This window comes from Vibrio sp. FE10 (assembly GCF_030297155.1).
GTDB classification, from domain to species: domain Bacteria; phylum Pseudomonadota; class Gammaproteobacteria; order Enterobacterales; family Vibrionaceae; genus Vibrio; species Vibrio apostichopi.
The window spans coordinates 2262765-2276998 of record NZ_AP028067.1 but is presented as its reverse complement, the minus strand read 5'-3'; the positions used below and the strand labels follow the sequence as shown (position 1 = coordinate 2276998).

The 14234-nt window shown below is 44.3% G+C and carries 13 protein-coding genes; 8 read left to right on the top strand and 5 right to left on the bottom strand.

Annotated features, from left to right (window positions below):
- The first annotated feature begins 172 nt into the window (after positions 1-172).
- The 6 genes from thrS (at position 173) to QUF19_RS10105 (ending at position 4352) form a co-directional block, all read left to right on the top strand.
- Positions 173-2101, top strand: a complete 1929-nt coding sequence (gene thrS / locus QUF19_RS10130) for a threonine--tRNA ligase (protein ID WP_286292669.1) — start codon at positions 173-175, stop codon at positions 2099-2101.
- 83 nt (positions 2102-2184) lie between these two features.
- Positions 2185-2655 (top strand): translation initiation factor IF-3, encoded by a 471-nt coding sequence (gene infC / locus QUF19_RS10125; RefSeq protein WP_009846505.1) that lies wholly within the window; start codon positions 2185-2187, stop codon positions 2653-2655.
- Positions 2656-2759: 104 nt separating this feature from the next.
- Positions 2760-2954 carry a 50S ribosomal protein L35 gene (rpmI, locus tag QUF19_RS10120; protein ID WP_004738430.1) on the top strand — a complete coding sequence of 65 codons (195 nt, stop codon included), beginning with the start codon at positions 2760-2762 and terminating at the stop codon, positions 2952-2954.
- Between the two features lie 42 nt (positions 2955-2996).
- On the top strand, positions 2997-3350 hold the full coding sequence (gene rplT, locus QUF19_RS10115; RefSeq protein ID WP_004733517.1) for a 50S ribosomal protein L20: 354 nt from the start codon (positions 2997-2999) through the stop codon (positions 3348-3350).
- 196 nt (positions 3351-3546) lie between these two features.
- Positions 3547-3864, top strand: coding sequence for a N(4)-acetylcytidine aminohydrolase (gene yqfB, locus QUF19_RS10110; protein WP_048659526.1), 318 nt, complete (start codon positions 3547-3549; stop codon positions 3862-3864).
- Between the two features lie 50 nt (positions 3865-3914).
- Positions 3915-4352 carry a hypothetical protein gene (locus QUF19_RS10105; protein ID WP_286292464.1) on the top strand — a complete coding sequence of 146 codons (438 nt, stop codon included), beginning with the start codon at positions 3915-3917 and terminating at the stop codon, positions 4350-4352.
- 119 nt (positions 4353-4471) lie between these two features.
- Here the strand turns inward: QUF19_RS10105 and QUF19_RS10100 are convergent, their stop codons facing one another.
- From QUF19_RS10100 to QUF19_RS10080, 5 genes are all read right to left on the bottom strand, one after another.
- Positions 4472-5710 (bottom strand): leucine-rich repeat-containing protein kinase family protein, encoded by a 1239-nt coding sequence (locus tag QUF19_RS10100; protein ID WP_286292460.1) that lies wholly within the window; start codon positions 5708-5710, stop codon positions 4472-4474.
- Between the two features lie 114 nt (positions 5711-5824).
- Complete coding sequence (locus QUF19_RS10095) at positions 5825-7399, bottom strand: ABC-F family ATP-binding cassette domain-containing protein (protein ID WP_286292458.1); 1575 nt, start codon at positions 7397-7399, stop codon at positions 5825-5827.
- A 464-nt stretch (positions 7400-7863) separates the two neighbouring features.
- Positions 7864-8442: a TetR/AcrR family transcriptional regulator gene (locus tag QUF19_RS10090; RefSeq protein WP_286292456.1), complete on the bottom strand. Its 579-nt coding sequence runs from the start codon at positions 8440-8442 to the stop codon at positions 7864-7866.
- Positions 8439-9875: a coniferyl aldehyde dehydrogenase gene (locus tag QUF19_RS10085; protein WP_286292454.1), complete on the bottom strand. Its 1437-nt coding sequence runs from the start codon at positions 9873-9875 to the stop codon at positions 8439-8441. Before QUF19_RS10085 ends, QUF19_RS10090 begins: the two co-directional genes overlap by 4 nt.
- Positions 9876-10146: 271 nt before the next feature.
- Positions 10147-10851, bottom strand: coding sequence for a class I SAM-dependent methyltransferase (locus QUF19_RS10080; protein WP_286292453.1), 705 nt, complete (start codon positions 10849-10851; stop codon positions 10147-10149).
- A 442-nt stretch (positions 10852-11293) separates the two neighbouring features.
- Between QUF19_RS10080 and speA the strand changes: the two genes are divergently transcribed.
- Positions 11294-13183 carry an arginine decarboxylase gene (speA, locus tag QUF19_RS10075; RefSeq protein WP_286298864.1) on the top strand — a complete coding sequence of 630 codons (1890 nt, stop codon included), beginning with the start codon at positions 11294-11296 and terminating at the stop codon, positions 13181-13183.
- Entirely contained in the window at positions 13183-14112 is a 930-nt protein-coding gene (gene speB / locus QUF19_RS10070) for an agmatinase (protein ID WP_017082742.1), read from the top strand. Before speA ends, speB begins: the two co-directional genes overlap by 1 nt.
- Positions 14113-14234: the final 122 nt, after the last annotated feature.

Below are 14234 nucleotides of genomic sequence, written 5' to 3'. Positions count from 1 at the left end.
TATAATTTCGTTACAATGTTCGGCTACTCACAAATGGGGCATCTGTATTTGCTTCTATGTGGGTATCTTTATTATGCATATATCTCCGATCAACATACTTGTTGGTTGAAAAACATATATTAAACATTTTCATGTGTTGCTTGGTGTGCAACACCACTGTAAAGGACAAATAATGCCAATTATTACTCTTCCTGACGGTAGTCAGCGTCAATTTGACAACCCTGTATCAACTCTAGATGTTGCCCTATCAATCGGTCCTGGTCTTGCGAAAGCAACCATTGCTGGTCGTGTAGACGGCGAGCGTGTTGATGCTTGTGATCTTATCGAAAACGATGCAAGCCTAGAAATCATCACAGCTAAAGATGAAGTTGATGGCCTTGAGATCGTTCGTCACTCTTGTGCTCACCTTTTAGGTCACGCGATTAAGCAGCTTTTTCCAGAAGCGAAAATGGCGATCGGTCCTACCATCGATAACGGTTTCTACTACGATATCGACCTTGAGCACTCTCTAACGCAAGAAGATCTAGACAAGATTGAAAAGCGCATGAAAGAGCTAGCGAAGACCAAGTATCAGGTTGTTAAGAAGAAAGTTAGCTGGCAGGAAGCGCGTGACGCATTCGAAGCTCGCGGCGAGACTTACAAAATCGAAATCTTGGATGAGAACGTTTCTAAAGACGATCGTCCAGGCCTGTACCATCATGAAGAATACATCGATATGTGTCGTGGTCCACACGTTCCACATATGGGCTTCTGCCAACACTTCACGCTACTTAACGTAGCGGGTGCTTACTGGCGTGGTAACAGTGACAACAAGATGCTTCAACGTATCTACGGCACTGCATTCCACGACAAGAAAGCGCTTAAGGCTCACCTAGTGCGTCTAGAAGAAGCGGCTAAGCGTGATCACCGTAAAATCGGTAAGCACTTAGATCTATTCCACATGCAGCAAGAAGCACCAGGCATGGTGTTCTGGCATCACAACGGTTGGACTATCTTCCGTGAGCTAGAAGTATTTATTCGTCAGAAGCTGACTGAGTACGATTACCAAGAAGTAAAAGGCCCATTAATGATGGACCGTGTTCTTTGGGAACGTTCTGGTCACTGGGATAAGTACGCTGAAGCGATGTTCACGACTTCTTCAGAGAACCGTGAATACGCGATTAAGCCAATGAACTGTCCTGGTCACGTTCAAATCTTCAACCAAGGTTTGAAATCTTACCGTGATCTACCGCTACGTATGGCTGAGTTCGGCTCATGTCACCGTAACGAGCCGTCTGGCGCACTTCACGGCATTATGCGTGTTCGTGGCTTCACTCAAGATGATGCTCACGTATTCTGTACTGAAGACCAAGTTCAGCAAGAAGTTAAAGCTTGTATTGAAATGGTTTACGATACTTACACAACTTTCGGTTTCGAAAACATTGTTGTTAAGCTATCTACTCGTCCAGAACAGCGTGTAGGTTCAGACGAAATGTGGGACCGTGCAGAGGCCGATCTTAAGCAAGCGCTTGAGGCGATGGAGATTGCATACGAGATTCAAGAAGGCGAGGGTGCGTTCTACGGACCTAAGATTGAATTTACTTTGCATGATTGTTTGGACCGCGCATGGCAATGTGGTACAGTGCAGCTCGATTTTGCATTACCAGAACGTTTAGGTGCAACTTACGTAGGTGAAGATAACGAGCGTCACACGCCAGTTATGATTCACCGCGCGATTTTAGGTTCACTAGAACGCTTCATCGGTATTCTTATTGAAGAATACGCTGGCTTCTTCCCAACGTGGTTGGCGCCAGAACAAGCAATTGTTATGGGCATTACAGACAAACAGTCTGAATATGTACAAGAAATTGCGAAAAAACTGCAAAAAAGTGGATTTAGAGTCAAAGCAGACTTGAGAAATGAGAAGATTGGCTTTAAAATCCGCGAACATACTTTGAAACGTGTACCGTTCATGCTTGTGTGTGGTGACCAAGAAATGGAAGCCGGCGAAATTGCAGTACGTACACGTAAAGGTAAGGACCTTGGCAAATTTAAAGTGGATGACTTTATTTCATACATCCAAGCCGAGGTTTCAAGCCGTAAGCTCAATCTGGAGGAATAGCTATTAAAGGCGGAAGACGTGGCCAACAACCGGCCAAACAAAACCAGCACCGTTTAAACGGTGACATTCGTGGCGTTCGTGAAGTGCGTCTAACTGGCGCAGACGGCGAAGCTGTTGGTGTAGTAACAATCGCTGAAGCGATGGAAGCTGCAAATGAAGCTGGTATGGATCTTGTAGAGATCAGCCCTAACGCCGAGCCGCCAGTTTGTCGTGTGATGGACTACGGTAAGTTCCTCTTCGAGAAGAGCAAAGCTGCGAAAGAGCAGAAGAAAAAGCAAAAGCAGGTTCAGATCAAGGAAATTAAATTCCGACCTGGAACTGATATTGGAGACTATCAGGTAAAACTACGCAACCTGACTGGTTTCCTAGAAGACGGCAACAAAGTGAAGGTAACAATTCGCTTCCGTGGCCGCGAAATGGCTCACCAAGAAATCGGTGTTGACGTTCTTAATCGTTTGAAAGTAGATACTGAAGAATTTGCAGTTGTCGAATCTTTCCCAACGAGAATTGAAGGTCGCCAGATGATCATGGTGTTGGCCCCTAAAAAGAAGTAATTAACGGCTTTACAAGTAATTAAACCTTGCAGCCCTAGGCTGTAGGGTTTTATTCGCCCTAATTACTATGTTATTAACAACTCAACAATGCGGAGTTATTCATCATGCCTAAGATGAAAACCAACAAAGGTGCTGCTAAGCGTTTCCAGAAAACTGCTGGTGGTATTAAGTTTAAGCACGCTGGTAAACGTCACATCCTGACTAAGCGTACTACTAAGAACAAGCGTCAGCTTCGTCCGAACTCGATCCTTCCTAAATGTGAAGTTGCTCAAGTTCTACGTATGATGCCATACGCTTAATTCTTTTTAGTTTATAAATTCGTTTAGTTTAGGAGAAGCATAATGCCTCGCGTAAAACGTGGTGTACAAGCTCGTGCACGTCATAAGAAAGTTCTAAAACAAGCTAAAGGTTACTACGGAGCACGTTCACGTGTTTACCGCGTAGCTTTCCAAGCAGTTACCAAAGCTGGTCAATACGCTTACCGTGACCGTCGCAACAAGAAACGTCAATTCCGTCAACTTTGGATTGCACGTATCAACGCGGCATCTCGTCAAAATGGTCTATCTTACAGCCGTTTCATCAACGGTCTTAAGAAAGCATCTATCGAGATCGATCGTAAGATTCTTGCCGACATCGCAGTATTCGACAAAGCAGCATTTGCTGTTCTAGTTGAAAAAGCGAAAGCATCTCTATAATTTAGAGTTAGCTTAAAGGTTTAAGAAAAGGAGAACTTCGGTTCTCCTTTTTTATTGCCTGCTATTTGGCTCTGCCTCATTCTCTCGCATCTCGCATCTCGCATCTCGCATCTCGCATCTAATTTTTATTCGCTTGAACAAGCATTCTGGTATATAAACATTTACCTAACCTTTAAATGTTAAGCGACCGAGATAAATGACCGCACCTACTACTATGACGTTCTTCGAACGTTTTGAAACCGATATCCTTTCAGGCAAAAAGACCATTACGATTCGTGATGAATCTGAGCGCGATTACCAGCCGGGCAGTGTTGTAGAAGTATCAACGCTAGAGCAGGGACGTGTATTCTGTAACCTTAAGATTATTAGCGTAGAGCCAATCTTGTTTGATGACTTAGGTGAGTTCCACGCTCAACAAGAGAACATGACGCTAGAAGTCCTGAAGGGTGTGATTCAAGATATCTACCCAGGGATCTCTGAGCTTTATGTTGTCTCTTATGAGTTGGTAGCTTAAGCCTTATTGGATTGGATTGGATTGGATTGACTAGCTAGGGATGGCGATTAATGAGTAATAACCAGCAGACACTGCTTCAGCTTTACTGTCGCGAACAACAAGACCAAACGTTACTGTCTAAGAATGACCTTGATAGTGATCTGAGTGAGAGTGCCGATTATTTAAAGTGGTGCGAGAGCAAAAGAAACTTTGTTGAAGAAGATGTCTTAGGGCGGACTTGGGTAAAAAGTTGCCCTGCAGGGTACATCACTGAAGTTCACTTTCATTCGGATGGTAGCCTAACGGAATACCGCTTGTTTGACCGGTTTGAAACTCAAGGAAATTGGCTGCTGAAAAGCGGGTTGTTGCACGTTGAGATCAATAAAGGTGACAATCGTTACCAGTTTGATGTTGTTGCGTGTAAGGATTTGAATATTCACTCAGCGGTGGAATATAAAAACCAAGAGCTTCACTCTTACCTTAAGCTTGTTCAAGTGGAAGCTCGTTAAGTCTGTTTCGATGAATTCAGCTCTAGAAGCAAAAAAGCTAACGTCAAACGTTAGCTTTTTCATTTCTGGAGAAACTTGATTGAACGCTTAAGCTTGGTCGCTCTTATGCGTGATAACTCTTATGCGTGATAGCTTTCGAGTTTCTTATACAGCTCTGAATTGATATCGCTTGCCGCGCAAACCGTCAATAGGTCTTCAATAAAGTACTTCAGTGCACGCGCTTCAATTCGACGAATGCCTTGTTGCTGCTCTTCAGTCAGGTAACCGTAGATAGTCGCCGCTCCGAAGTCACCAAAGATCATCTGACCTTGTTCGTTAACTAAAGTGTTGTGTGCGTATAGATCACCATGACAAACTTTGTTGGCATGAAGGTGTTCAAACACATTAATCATCTGCTCTGTAATACTATTGATCTGAGCAATTGAAAGCTTAAAGCCTTCGTTGAATGTATCGCGAGTGCAGCTTTCAAGAGTAGGGGGCAAACCTAGGTTGTAGTAGTTGCTCGGGATCAGTTCCATGACTAACGCTAGGTAGTCTGTCTCGTCGACTTGAGCGATAGACTTCACTAGGTTGCTATGTTGGCCTGCTTGAAGACACGCTTCAAGTTCATCATGTGGGTAGCCGTCACTGGTCACTTCGCCTTTGAATACTTTAACCGCCACTTCTTGTGGGAAATCAAAGTCACCGTTTAACCAGTTAGCATGAGAAATTACACCAGACGCACCTTGGCCAAGTACTTGATTGAGTGAGTAGCATTGCGAACTCACGGCAGGCACGCTATCTAAGCTGCTTGGGTGTTTACAAAACGGGTTACCCGCAAACGCTAACCAAGCCAGTTTTGGTAGCTTGATTAGGAACTCTGGGAATTCAGTCAGTTGGTTTGCAGACAGGCGAACTAGCTCAAGGCTTGATAGGTTTTCCATGCTTTCTGGTAAAACGCGAATCTTGTTACCTGCCAATGCGAGTTTTTGTAGGCGTGGTCTTTCACCTAAAGAGTGAGGGAGAACCTCGATCGCATTGTCTGTCAGGATCAACCAACGTAATTGAGTTGGCAAAGATTGCTCGCTAACGGTTTTGATTTGGTTGGTTTTGAAGCCAACCATTTCAAGCTTAGGAAGAGTACCGAGAACATCAGGAAGGTGTGTAAACAGGTTATTCGACGCGAAGATAATACGCAGGTTGGTCAGCTGTGATAACTCTTCTGGTAAATCTGACAGTTGATTACCTGAAAGGTCTAGAATCTCAAGAGAATCAGCGAGTTCTAAGATCTCTAAAGGAAACTCAGTGAGACCTTCTGACAGTTGTAAGCGTGTAATACCGTTTAGTTGTCCTGATTTAAGTTGTTCTAGAGTATGCAAACCTTAGCCTTATGAATAGATGTTCGAGGCGCGTAGTTTACTTGTCTCAATCAAGAAAGGCGAGCACCGGAACGATGCTCGCTTAACTAAACTAAGTAGACGAATTTACAAAGGTTAAAGTCGTATATGGTTTTGGCTGACGCCGACCTCCTCAACAAAGTCGCTGTCATGACTCACCAAGATAAATGCGCCTTGGTATTCACGTAAAGCGGACGCCAGTATTTGCTTTGAGTCGATGTCTAGGTGGTTGTCCGGTTCATCGAGCAATAGAAGCGGGGAGTCTTGCTTGTGGCTAACGATCAACATCGCCAGTTTCATTTTTTCACCACCACTTAAATGTGCCACTTTTCGGTATACGGAGTCTCGTCTGAACCCTATTCCAGCCAACAAGGTTCGTGCGTCACTCTCTGTTAACCCAAAGCTGTGTGTCATCAAGCTATCGAACATGGTGTTGTTGGTGTCTAACAGGCCAAAGTGTTGATCCAAGTATACCGTCGCCCCTAAGCGCTTGATGGAACCGGTATAGTTCGAGTGTTGGCCATGAATGGCTTTTAACAGTGTCGATTTTCCGCACCCATTAGCCCCAGTTAGATAGCATCGTTCTCCTTGTGATAGAGAGAAGCTAATAGGAGCACCAGAACCAAAACTTAGGTGACACTCTTCAACGGTTAATAGTGAGTGTTTTTTAGAACCATTCGCTTGTTGTAGGTACAACGCTTGCGGCTTCAGTTGCTCTTGTTGTTCTTTAAGAGATTGAAGTTTATGTTGGTTTTGATCCTTTAAGTTCTTGTGGCTTGTTGCCGATGCGGCTTGGGTTCGTCCTGCTTTATCTTTCATTGCATCCAATAATATCTTGGGTTGGCTACCCGACTTTCGGAGTCGGTTACCTTGAGACTCACGTTGTTGAGCTTTTTCCTTGTTAGTCTGAGCTTGGCGCTCGAGTCGTTTCTTTTCCGATTGATGATGCGTTATCTGCTTGTCCAGTGCTTCACTTTGACTCGACATTTGCGTGAAGTAATCATCGTAATTCCCTTTATAGAAACGCATCCCCAAACTGTTGAGGTGATAGATCCCTTCCATGTGTCTCAATAAGCTTCGATCGTGACTGATGATAAGCACTTTGCCTTCAAACAACTGGCACTGCTCTAGTAACCAATTACGTCCATCGCTATCTAAATGGTTTGAAGGTTCGTCGAGAATCAGTATGTCGTGGTTTGATGTAAATAACCGATGAAGCTGTAAAAGGGCGAGTTGCCCCCCGCTCAATGTATGGCAAGGCGTAGTCAATCCACTGGTTATTTTCAATGTGGCTAAAAGTTGCTTCGTGTTCGCTTGTAAATCCCAGTCCTCACCAACGGTATTGAAGTGTTTAAGTTCGCAACTGCCTTGTTCTATGGCGTGTAATGCGTCTAACTTTTCGGTGATCCCCAAGAAGTCAGCAATGCTGGTTGCGCTATCCAATAGCTTTGAAGGCAACTGGGAGTAAAAACCGATCGAGCCTTGTCTGGAAATACTGCCTGATGTGGGTTGTGTTTGCCCGACCAGTAACGAAAGCAGTAGTGACTTTCCAGCCCCATTTCTTCCGACTAGGCCGGTGAGGCGAGTGCTCAAATTAAAGGTGATGTCTTTGAATAACCACTCACCAGTATCGAGCTGGAATGAGAGATTGTTGGCTAATATAGTAGGCATAAAAATACCTCCCTTTACGTGTAAACGAGTAAAAGGGGTGAGGCGCTTTTCTGTATAGATTCCTACGTGGGATTCTATGTCTAGATCGCCAAAGACGTTACTTAAGTAGGATGACAGCAAAAGATAGAGATTATCTTGCTGAAATACTTTCTTTATTCAAGGTGCTGATCTTAAAGAGGTTGGTCTTAAATGACTGCTCTTCAATAGCTTGATTTTTCAAGAAATAGATGACGAAGTAACGCCCACTAACCCCGAGTGTCCAAATGATTTTTATAAAAATAAATCGGATGTCAGGATGTTAGTACTTCATTATGGCGTTATTCTCTTTTGAAATGATGGTGGGATGTTACTGAAAGAAGGTGTTGAAAGTCAATATGATGAAGTGACTAAAATGTATCCAAATAATTAAAGCGCCAGTGAGGCGCTCTAGAACGTTCTTTGGAAAGCTGGGTTTTCGACGGTAGTTACAGTTTCTGACCACCGACGGCACGCCAGCACATGTCAAAGCTATCGCTGATGTACTTGGCTGACTGCTCTGGTGGTAACTCATTCTGCTCAATCAACCAGTTTGCACAAATCAAAAAATGGCTATGGATGAAGTGCCTAACAAGGTTGATGTCTAACACCATCAGCTCACCGGATTCTTGTCCTTTCAGAACGATTTCATCTAGCGATGCGAACATCTGTGAGACGATGACTTCTCGAGTTTGAGTCGTTGGATCGAAATGAACATTGGTGAGGAACTTCATCGCAACTGGATTTTCTAACGCCCATTCAAGCCCAGTAAACCACATGAACTTAAAGGCTTGGTAGCGATCTTGTTCTGCAATATCAGTGTGTGGCTGAAGCGTCGAGAATAGTGCCAGTTTTAGCTCGCGAAACAGCTCATCAATTAATAACGATTTATTCTCGAAATGATGAAACAGTGTCGCTTTTGCTACGCCTGCTGTTTTCGCTATTTGTCCGGTAGATGTGCCCTCTAGCCCTTGTTGAGAGAAGAGCAGGAGCGCAGCATCTAGGATTTTTTGCCTTTTCGTAATCATCTATTTAGTACTTTGAACAGAATCTTTTTAATTGGGTTGTTGTAAGGAGGGTGCATTAACTTGGTGAAGTTAATTTTGCCTCGACTTAGAACGGTTTTGGCATGGCTAAAGGTCTTAAAGCCTTCAATGCCGTGGTAGTGTCCCATGCCTGAAGGGCCAATGCCACCGAACGGCGCATCTTCTGCTGCCACATGCACTAGCGAGTCGTTAATACAAACACCGCCAGAATGCGTATTCGATAAGAACTGATCTTGGGTCTGTTTATCATGACTCATCAGATACAGAGCAAGTGGACGTTCTCTTGCTGTGATGTAGCTGATCGCTTCTTCAATAGAATCATATGGCACAATCGGCAGAACGGGGCCGAACAACTCTTCTTGCATTGCGACCATGTCGTCGTTCACTTCGGTTAGAAGGTGTGGCGTCATTCTGTGGTTCACATCGTCTTGTGCTTGTTCGGTTACCGTGTGAACAACTGCGCCTTTCGATTGCGCATCTGTAATCACACCCTTCAAGCGATTGTATTGACGCATATCGATCACGGAGGTTAAGTCTTTGCTTTCAATGCCTGCTTTATATAGCTTTTTGAAGTACTGCTTATAAGCTGTGATGAACGCGTCGGCTTTTTCTCGTGGCAATAAGATGTAATCGGGTGCCACGCAAATTTGGCCAGCGTTTAAGCTTTTTGCAAACAAGATGCGTTCAACGGCGTCAGCGACATCAAAGTCAGGAGCAATAATCGTTGGAGACTTGCCGCCCAATTCCAAAGTTATTGGTGTTAAGTTGTCGGCTGCCGCTCTCATTACGTGCTTACCTACAGAGGTCGACCCTGTGAATAGAATATGATCAAATGGGAGCTGGCTAAACTTCGCGGAAACGTCAGCTTCACCTTCTATAATCGCAACTTGATCTTCGTTAAAACCTTCAGCCAACATGGCTTTCAAAACTCGGTTTGTCGCTGGAGTGAACTCAGACATCTTGAGCATTGCAGTATTACCTGCCGCCAACGCAGTGATGAGAGGCCCTAAAGAGAGCATCACCGGGAAGTTCCAAGGAACAATGATACCGACAACACCCACTGGCTGATAATGAACGGTGATCTTCGCGGGTGTCAGCATTAAGCCTGCTTTTCTGCGAGATGGCTTCAACCATTTCTTAAGGTTCTTCAGGCTGTAATTGATCTGGTGAAGAGAAGGGGTGATATCAGCAATCAAGCTGTCGTGTTTTGCTCGATGGCCATAATCTTCAGACACCGCATCAATCAATTGCCCTTGGTAGCGCATTAGCAACGCTTTTAATTCCGAGAGGTCTTTTCTTCTCTGTTCAAGCGTTGGACTAACATTACTGCGGTAGTGATCTTTTTGTCGGTTGAATATTTGATCCATGTCGTTGGTGTTCGACGTGGTTGGTTCAAGGTCTAGATTATGGCTCATAGTATCCCCTAAATTCGAAAGCTGACCGATTGGTTGGTCAGTTAAAATTACAAGAAGATCGAACCGAATACAAGATATGCGCGAGAAAAGTTTATTTTTTGTTCAGTTACACGTTGTTTGTTCGAAGGGAAATTGAAGAAAAGTGACTTAGACGTTGGGTGATAATGGCTATCGTAAGAAGATAAGAAGATAAGAAGATAAGAAGATAAGAAGATAAGAAGATAACGAGTGCCTTTGACGTATCAAAGGCACCAAAATAAGCGTTTAATGATTACGCAGGGGCTTTTTCACAACGGAGAAAGATAAAGTTAACGTTCTTTGACAGTCTCTCGTATGTCGCTTCAGAAATTTCTTTGGCTTTTTCATCGATAGTGCCTTCCGTGATTTTTGAAATCAGTAAGCCTGATTGAGTAACCGCTTGGCAAAGTTCGGTTAATGAACGGCGGTAGAAGCTCACTTGAACGGGCGTGCCTACCGTGTTCCACTCTTCTTGAATGAATTCACGTTCGTAGTAATTGCCAGAAATCGTGCATTCGAAGTCAGCAAAAGGGTGGTGCGTTGAAAAGATGATGTAACCACCTGGCTTAAGGACTCGATGAATATCATCAAAGACGGGTTTTAGATCTTCAATGTAGTGCAAGACTAGCGGACACACGATGACATCGGCACTGTTGTCTTTTTCATTCGGCAGACCAAGGGCAGCATCTTGAGCATAAGCGGAAACATTTTTGATTTGTTTTCTGTTCACCAAGTCGACCATATCCTGAGAGAGATCGGTACACGTCACTTTATTTGCGCCTTGGTCAATAAACCATTGGGCGTAAATGCCAGAACCACAACCTAGGTCGACAATATCCATGCCTTTTACATCATCGAGCAAGGCAATTGTTGATGGACGCTCAAGTAAGGCATTGTAAATATTATCGCGGGCAGCCGAGTCGTATTGTTTAGCGTAGGTGGTGTACATTTCAGACATGATTTAGCACTCATCAATAGGCATGGAATAACAGGATACAAGCTATGTCGGTGATAGCGAGAGTTGTGGTAGAGAAGTGGTTATATTTGGCACAACCCTGACTTAACTTGACCAGATTAGCCCAGAATTTTATGTGTCTTTGGTATTTTATTCACCTGATTTTTTGTTAGAAAGTGCTTTAAATCTCATGCGCTTCAGCCGGTTTTTGGACCTAAAACCTTGTAATTCCTTACCTGTCACTTTAAGTCGGATCGTCGATAAAAAAACGTAATCGTAACCACAAATATCAATGGTTGGACTCGCTCTTAATAATATCGGTTAATGCAGCCAACAAATCGTTTTTGAACGTTTTTTGTTGGGTTATACCTCGCTATTCCAATGAGGTATCTTCTGTCGATGGCCCTATAGTGTGAGGTCTCTAGAATTGGAAAATTCGGTTAATTTGGAACGCATCCGTGCTGAGTATAATGTAAAGCACTGGAGCCAAGGTTTTTATGGAATTGATGATAACGGCGAGGTGTATGTTTCACCGAACGAAACCGATCATCAAGTTCCGCTTAGTCAGATCGTAAAACAGTTAGAGCAGCGAAATATTGGTTTGCCCGCTCTTGTGCGTTTTCCTCAAATAGTGCATCAACGTGTGCACAATATCTGTAACGCATTTAACCAAGCGATCGACGAATATCAGTACGACAACCGTTACCTGCTTGTTTACCCGATTAAAGTTAACCAGCAGAAAGAAGTGGTTGACGAGATCTTAGCGAGCCAAGCTCAATTAGAGCAGAAGCAATTGGGCCTAGAAGCGGGTAGCAAGCCTGAACTATTAGCGGTATTGGCGCTGGCTCAAAAAGCGAGCTCGGTGATCGTGTGCAACGGTTACAAAGACAGAGAATACATCCGTCTTGCGCTGATTGGCGAAAAGCTAGGTCATAAAGTATTTATCGTTCTAGAGAAGCTGTCAGAGCTTGATCTTGTTCTTTCTGAAGCGAAAGCGCTTGGCGTGAAACCTCGTTTAGGTCTGCGTATTCGTCTTGCTTCTCAAGGTGCAGGTAAATGGCAAGCAAGTGGTGGTGAGAAGTCGAAGTTCGGCTTGTCTGCATCACAAGTGCTGACTGTTATTGAACGTTTAAAAGCAGAAGACCAACTCGATGTTCTAGAGTTAGTGCATTTCCATCTTGGCTCACAAATGGCCAATATTCGTGATGTGCGAAATGGTGTAAGCGAGGCGGCACGTTTCTACTGCGAACTGCGCGATATCGGTGCTCAATTGAAGTACCTAGATGTGGGTGGTGGTTTGGCGGTTGATTACGACGGCACACGTAGCCAGTCTTCAAACTCAATGAACTACGGCTTGCTTGAGTACGCTCGCAATATTGTGATGACAGTAGGGGATATTTGTAAGCTCTACAATCAGCCACAACCAGTGATCATTTCAGAATCTGGTCGTTCGTTGACTGCGCATCATGCCGTGCTTGTGACCAACGTGATTGGTACAGAAAGCTATTCTCCGGAAGATATGGCTGCGCCTGAAGCTGACGCCCCAATGTTGCTTAACAACATGTGGAAGAACTTCTTAGAGCTAGATGCGGGTAATGATGACCGAGCGTTGATTGAGATCTACAACGATACCCAGAGTGATATCGCAGAAGCGCATAACCAATTTGCAACAGGCATGCTGAATCTTCAGCATCGTGCTTGGGCTGAGCAGATGTCTTTGCGTATTAACTACGAACTTAGCTCTCGTATGAGCACTAAGAACCGTTACCACCGTCCTATTTTGGACGAGTTGAGCGAGCGTCTAGCAGATAAGTTCTTCGTGAACTTCTCGTTGTTCCAATCGTTGCCAGATGCTTGGGGTATCGATCAGGTGTTCCCTGTGTTGCCACTGAGCGGTTTGGATAATGCGGACGAGCGACGCGCTGTAGTACTGGATATCACATGTGACTCTGACGGTACTATCGACCAGTACGTTGATGGCCAAGGCATTGAAACAACGCTGCCAGTTCCTGCGTGGAACCCAGATGAACCTTACTTAATGGGCTTTTTCCTAGTAGGCGCATACCAAGAGATCTTGGGTGATATGCATAACCTATTTGGTGATACCCACAGTGTAGTGGTGAATGTTGATGAAAGCGGTCAAGCAAATATCGATTACATCAACGAAGGCGACACGGTTGAAGACATGATGCGTTATGTTCACATTGATACAGATCTGATTCGTCAGAACTACAAAGATTTGGTCACGGCGAAAGTACCTGCGCAAGAGCAACAAAGTGTACTTGAAGAGTTAGAGCAAGGCTTGATGGGTTACACCTATCTTGAGGATTTTTAATGAACGATCTATTTACGAAACCAGATTACTCGTTGTACTCCAATGCGATGACGTTTATGCGCCGTCCATTGGTGCAGAACCCAATCGATAACGATGCAGATGTGGTTGTGTTGGGTGCGCCGTTAGATATGGCGACGTCGGGTCGTCCGGGCGCGCGTATGGGGCCGGATGCGATTCGTCGCGCGTCGGTAAACTTGGCGTGGGAAGGCAAAAAGTTTCCTTGGGACTTCAATGTATTTGAACATACCTCGGTGATTGATGCTGGCGATCTTGTGTTTGATTGTGGTGATGCAGAAGACTTAACTCAACGTTTAGAAGCAGCTGCTGATGCGATTCTAAACAGTGGTAAAACATTGTTAGGTTTAGGTGGTGATCACTTCATTACATTGCCTTTGCTAAGAGCATACGGCAAGAAGTACGGTGAAATGGCTCTGATTCACTTCGATGCACATACTGACACGTACAGTCAGGGCAGTCGTTACGATCACGGAACTATGTTCTACCATGCGCCAAATGAAGGTTTAATTTCACCTGAGCATTCTGTGCAAATTGGTATTCGTACTGAGTATAAACAAGAAGGTCACGGCTTTAATGTCATTAATGCAATGCAAGCAAACGACATGAGCGTTGACGAGATCATTGCTCAAGTGAAAGGTATTGTTGGTGATAAGCCTGTGTACCTAACGTTTGATATCGATTGTCTCGATCCTGCGTTTGCTCCGGGTACTGGCACGCCAGTGTGTGGTGGTTTGAATTCAGATAAAGTGCTGAAAATCATCCGTGGCTTACAAGGTATCAACATGGTTGGTATGGATGTTGTAGAAGTTTCTCCTGCGTATGACCAAAGTGAGATTACCGCATTGGCTGGCGCGACGATTGCGCTTGAATTGCTTTATGTTTGGACGGCGAATCGCCTCGCTAAATCATAATCTTTTACAGCTAACAGCATAACGCTACATACTTATTTTAAAGCCCACTAAGGTTCAACTTAGTGGGCTTTTTTGTTTTTGGTGGTGGATAAATAGAGTCACTCATCGTTGGAAATGAGCAG

Coding starts and splice junctions, on each gene's coding strand:
- rpmI (WP_004738430.1), top strand. CDS start 2,760: ATGCCTAAGATGAAAACCAACAAAGGTGCTGCTAAGCGTTTCCAGAAA.
- speB (WP_017082742.1), top strand. CDS start 13,183: ATGAACGATCTATTTACGAAACCAGATTACTCGTTGTACTCCAATGCG.
- QUF19_RS10085 (WP_286292454.1), bottom strand. CDS start 9,875: ATGAGCCATAATCTAGACCTTGAACCAACCACGTCGAACACCAACGAC.
- QUF19_RS10090 (WP_286292456.1), bottom strand. CDS start 8,442: ATGATTACGAAAAGGCAAAAAATCCTAGATGCTGCGCTCCTGCTCTTC.
- thrS (WP_286292669.1), top strand. CDS start 173: ATGCCAATTATTACTCTTCCTGACGGTAGTCAGCGTCAATTTGACAAC.
- QUF19_RS10105 (WP_286292464.1), top strand. CDS start 3,915: ATGAGTAATAACCAGCAGACACTGCTTCAGCTTTACTGTCGCGAACAA.
- QUF19_RS10080 (WP_286292453.1), bottom strand. CDS start 10,851: ATGTCTGAAATGTACACCACCTACGCTAAACAATACGACTCGGCTGCC.
- rplT (WP_004733517.1), top strand. CDS start 2,997: ATGCCTCGCGTAAAACGTGGTGTACAAGCTCGTGCACGTCATAAGAAA.
- QUF19_RS10095 (WP_286292458.1), bottom strand. CDS start 7,399: ATGCCTACTATATTAGCCAACAATCTCTCATTCCAGCTCGATACTGGT.
- yqfB (WP_048659526.1), top strand. CDS start 3,547: ATGACCGCACCTACTACTATGACGTTCTTCGAACGTTTTGAAACCGAT.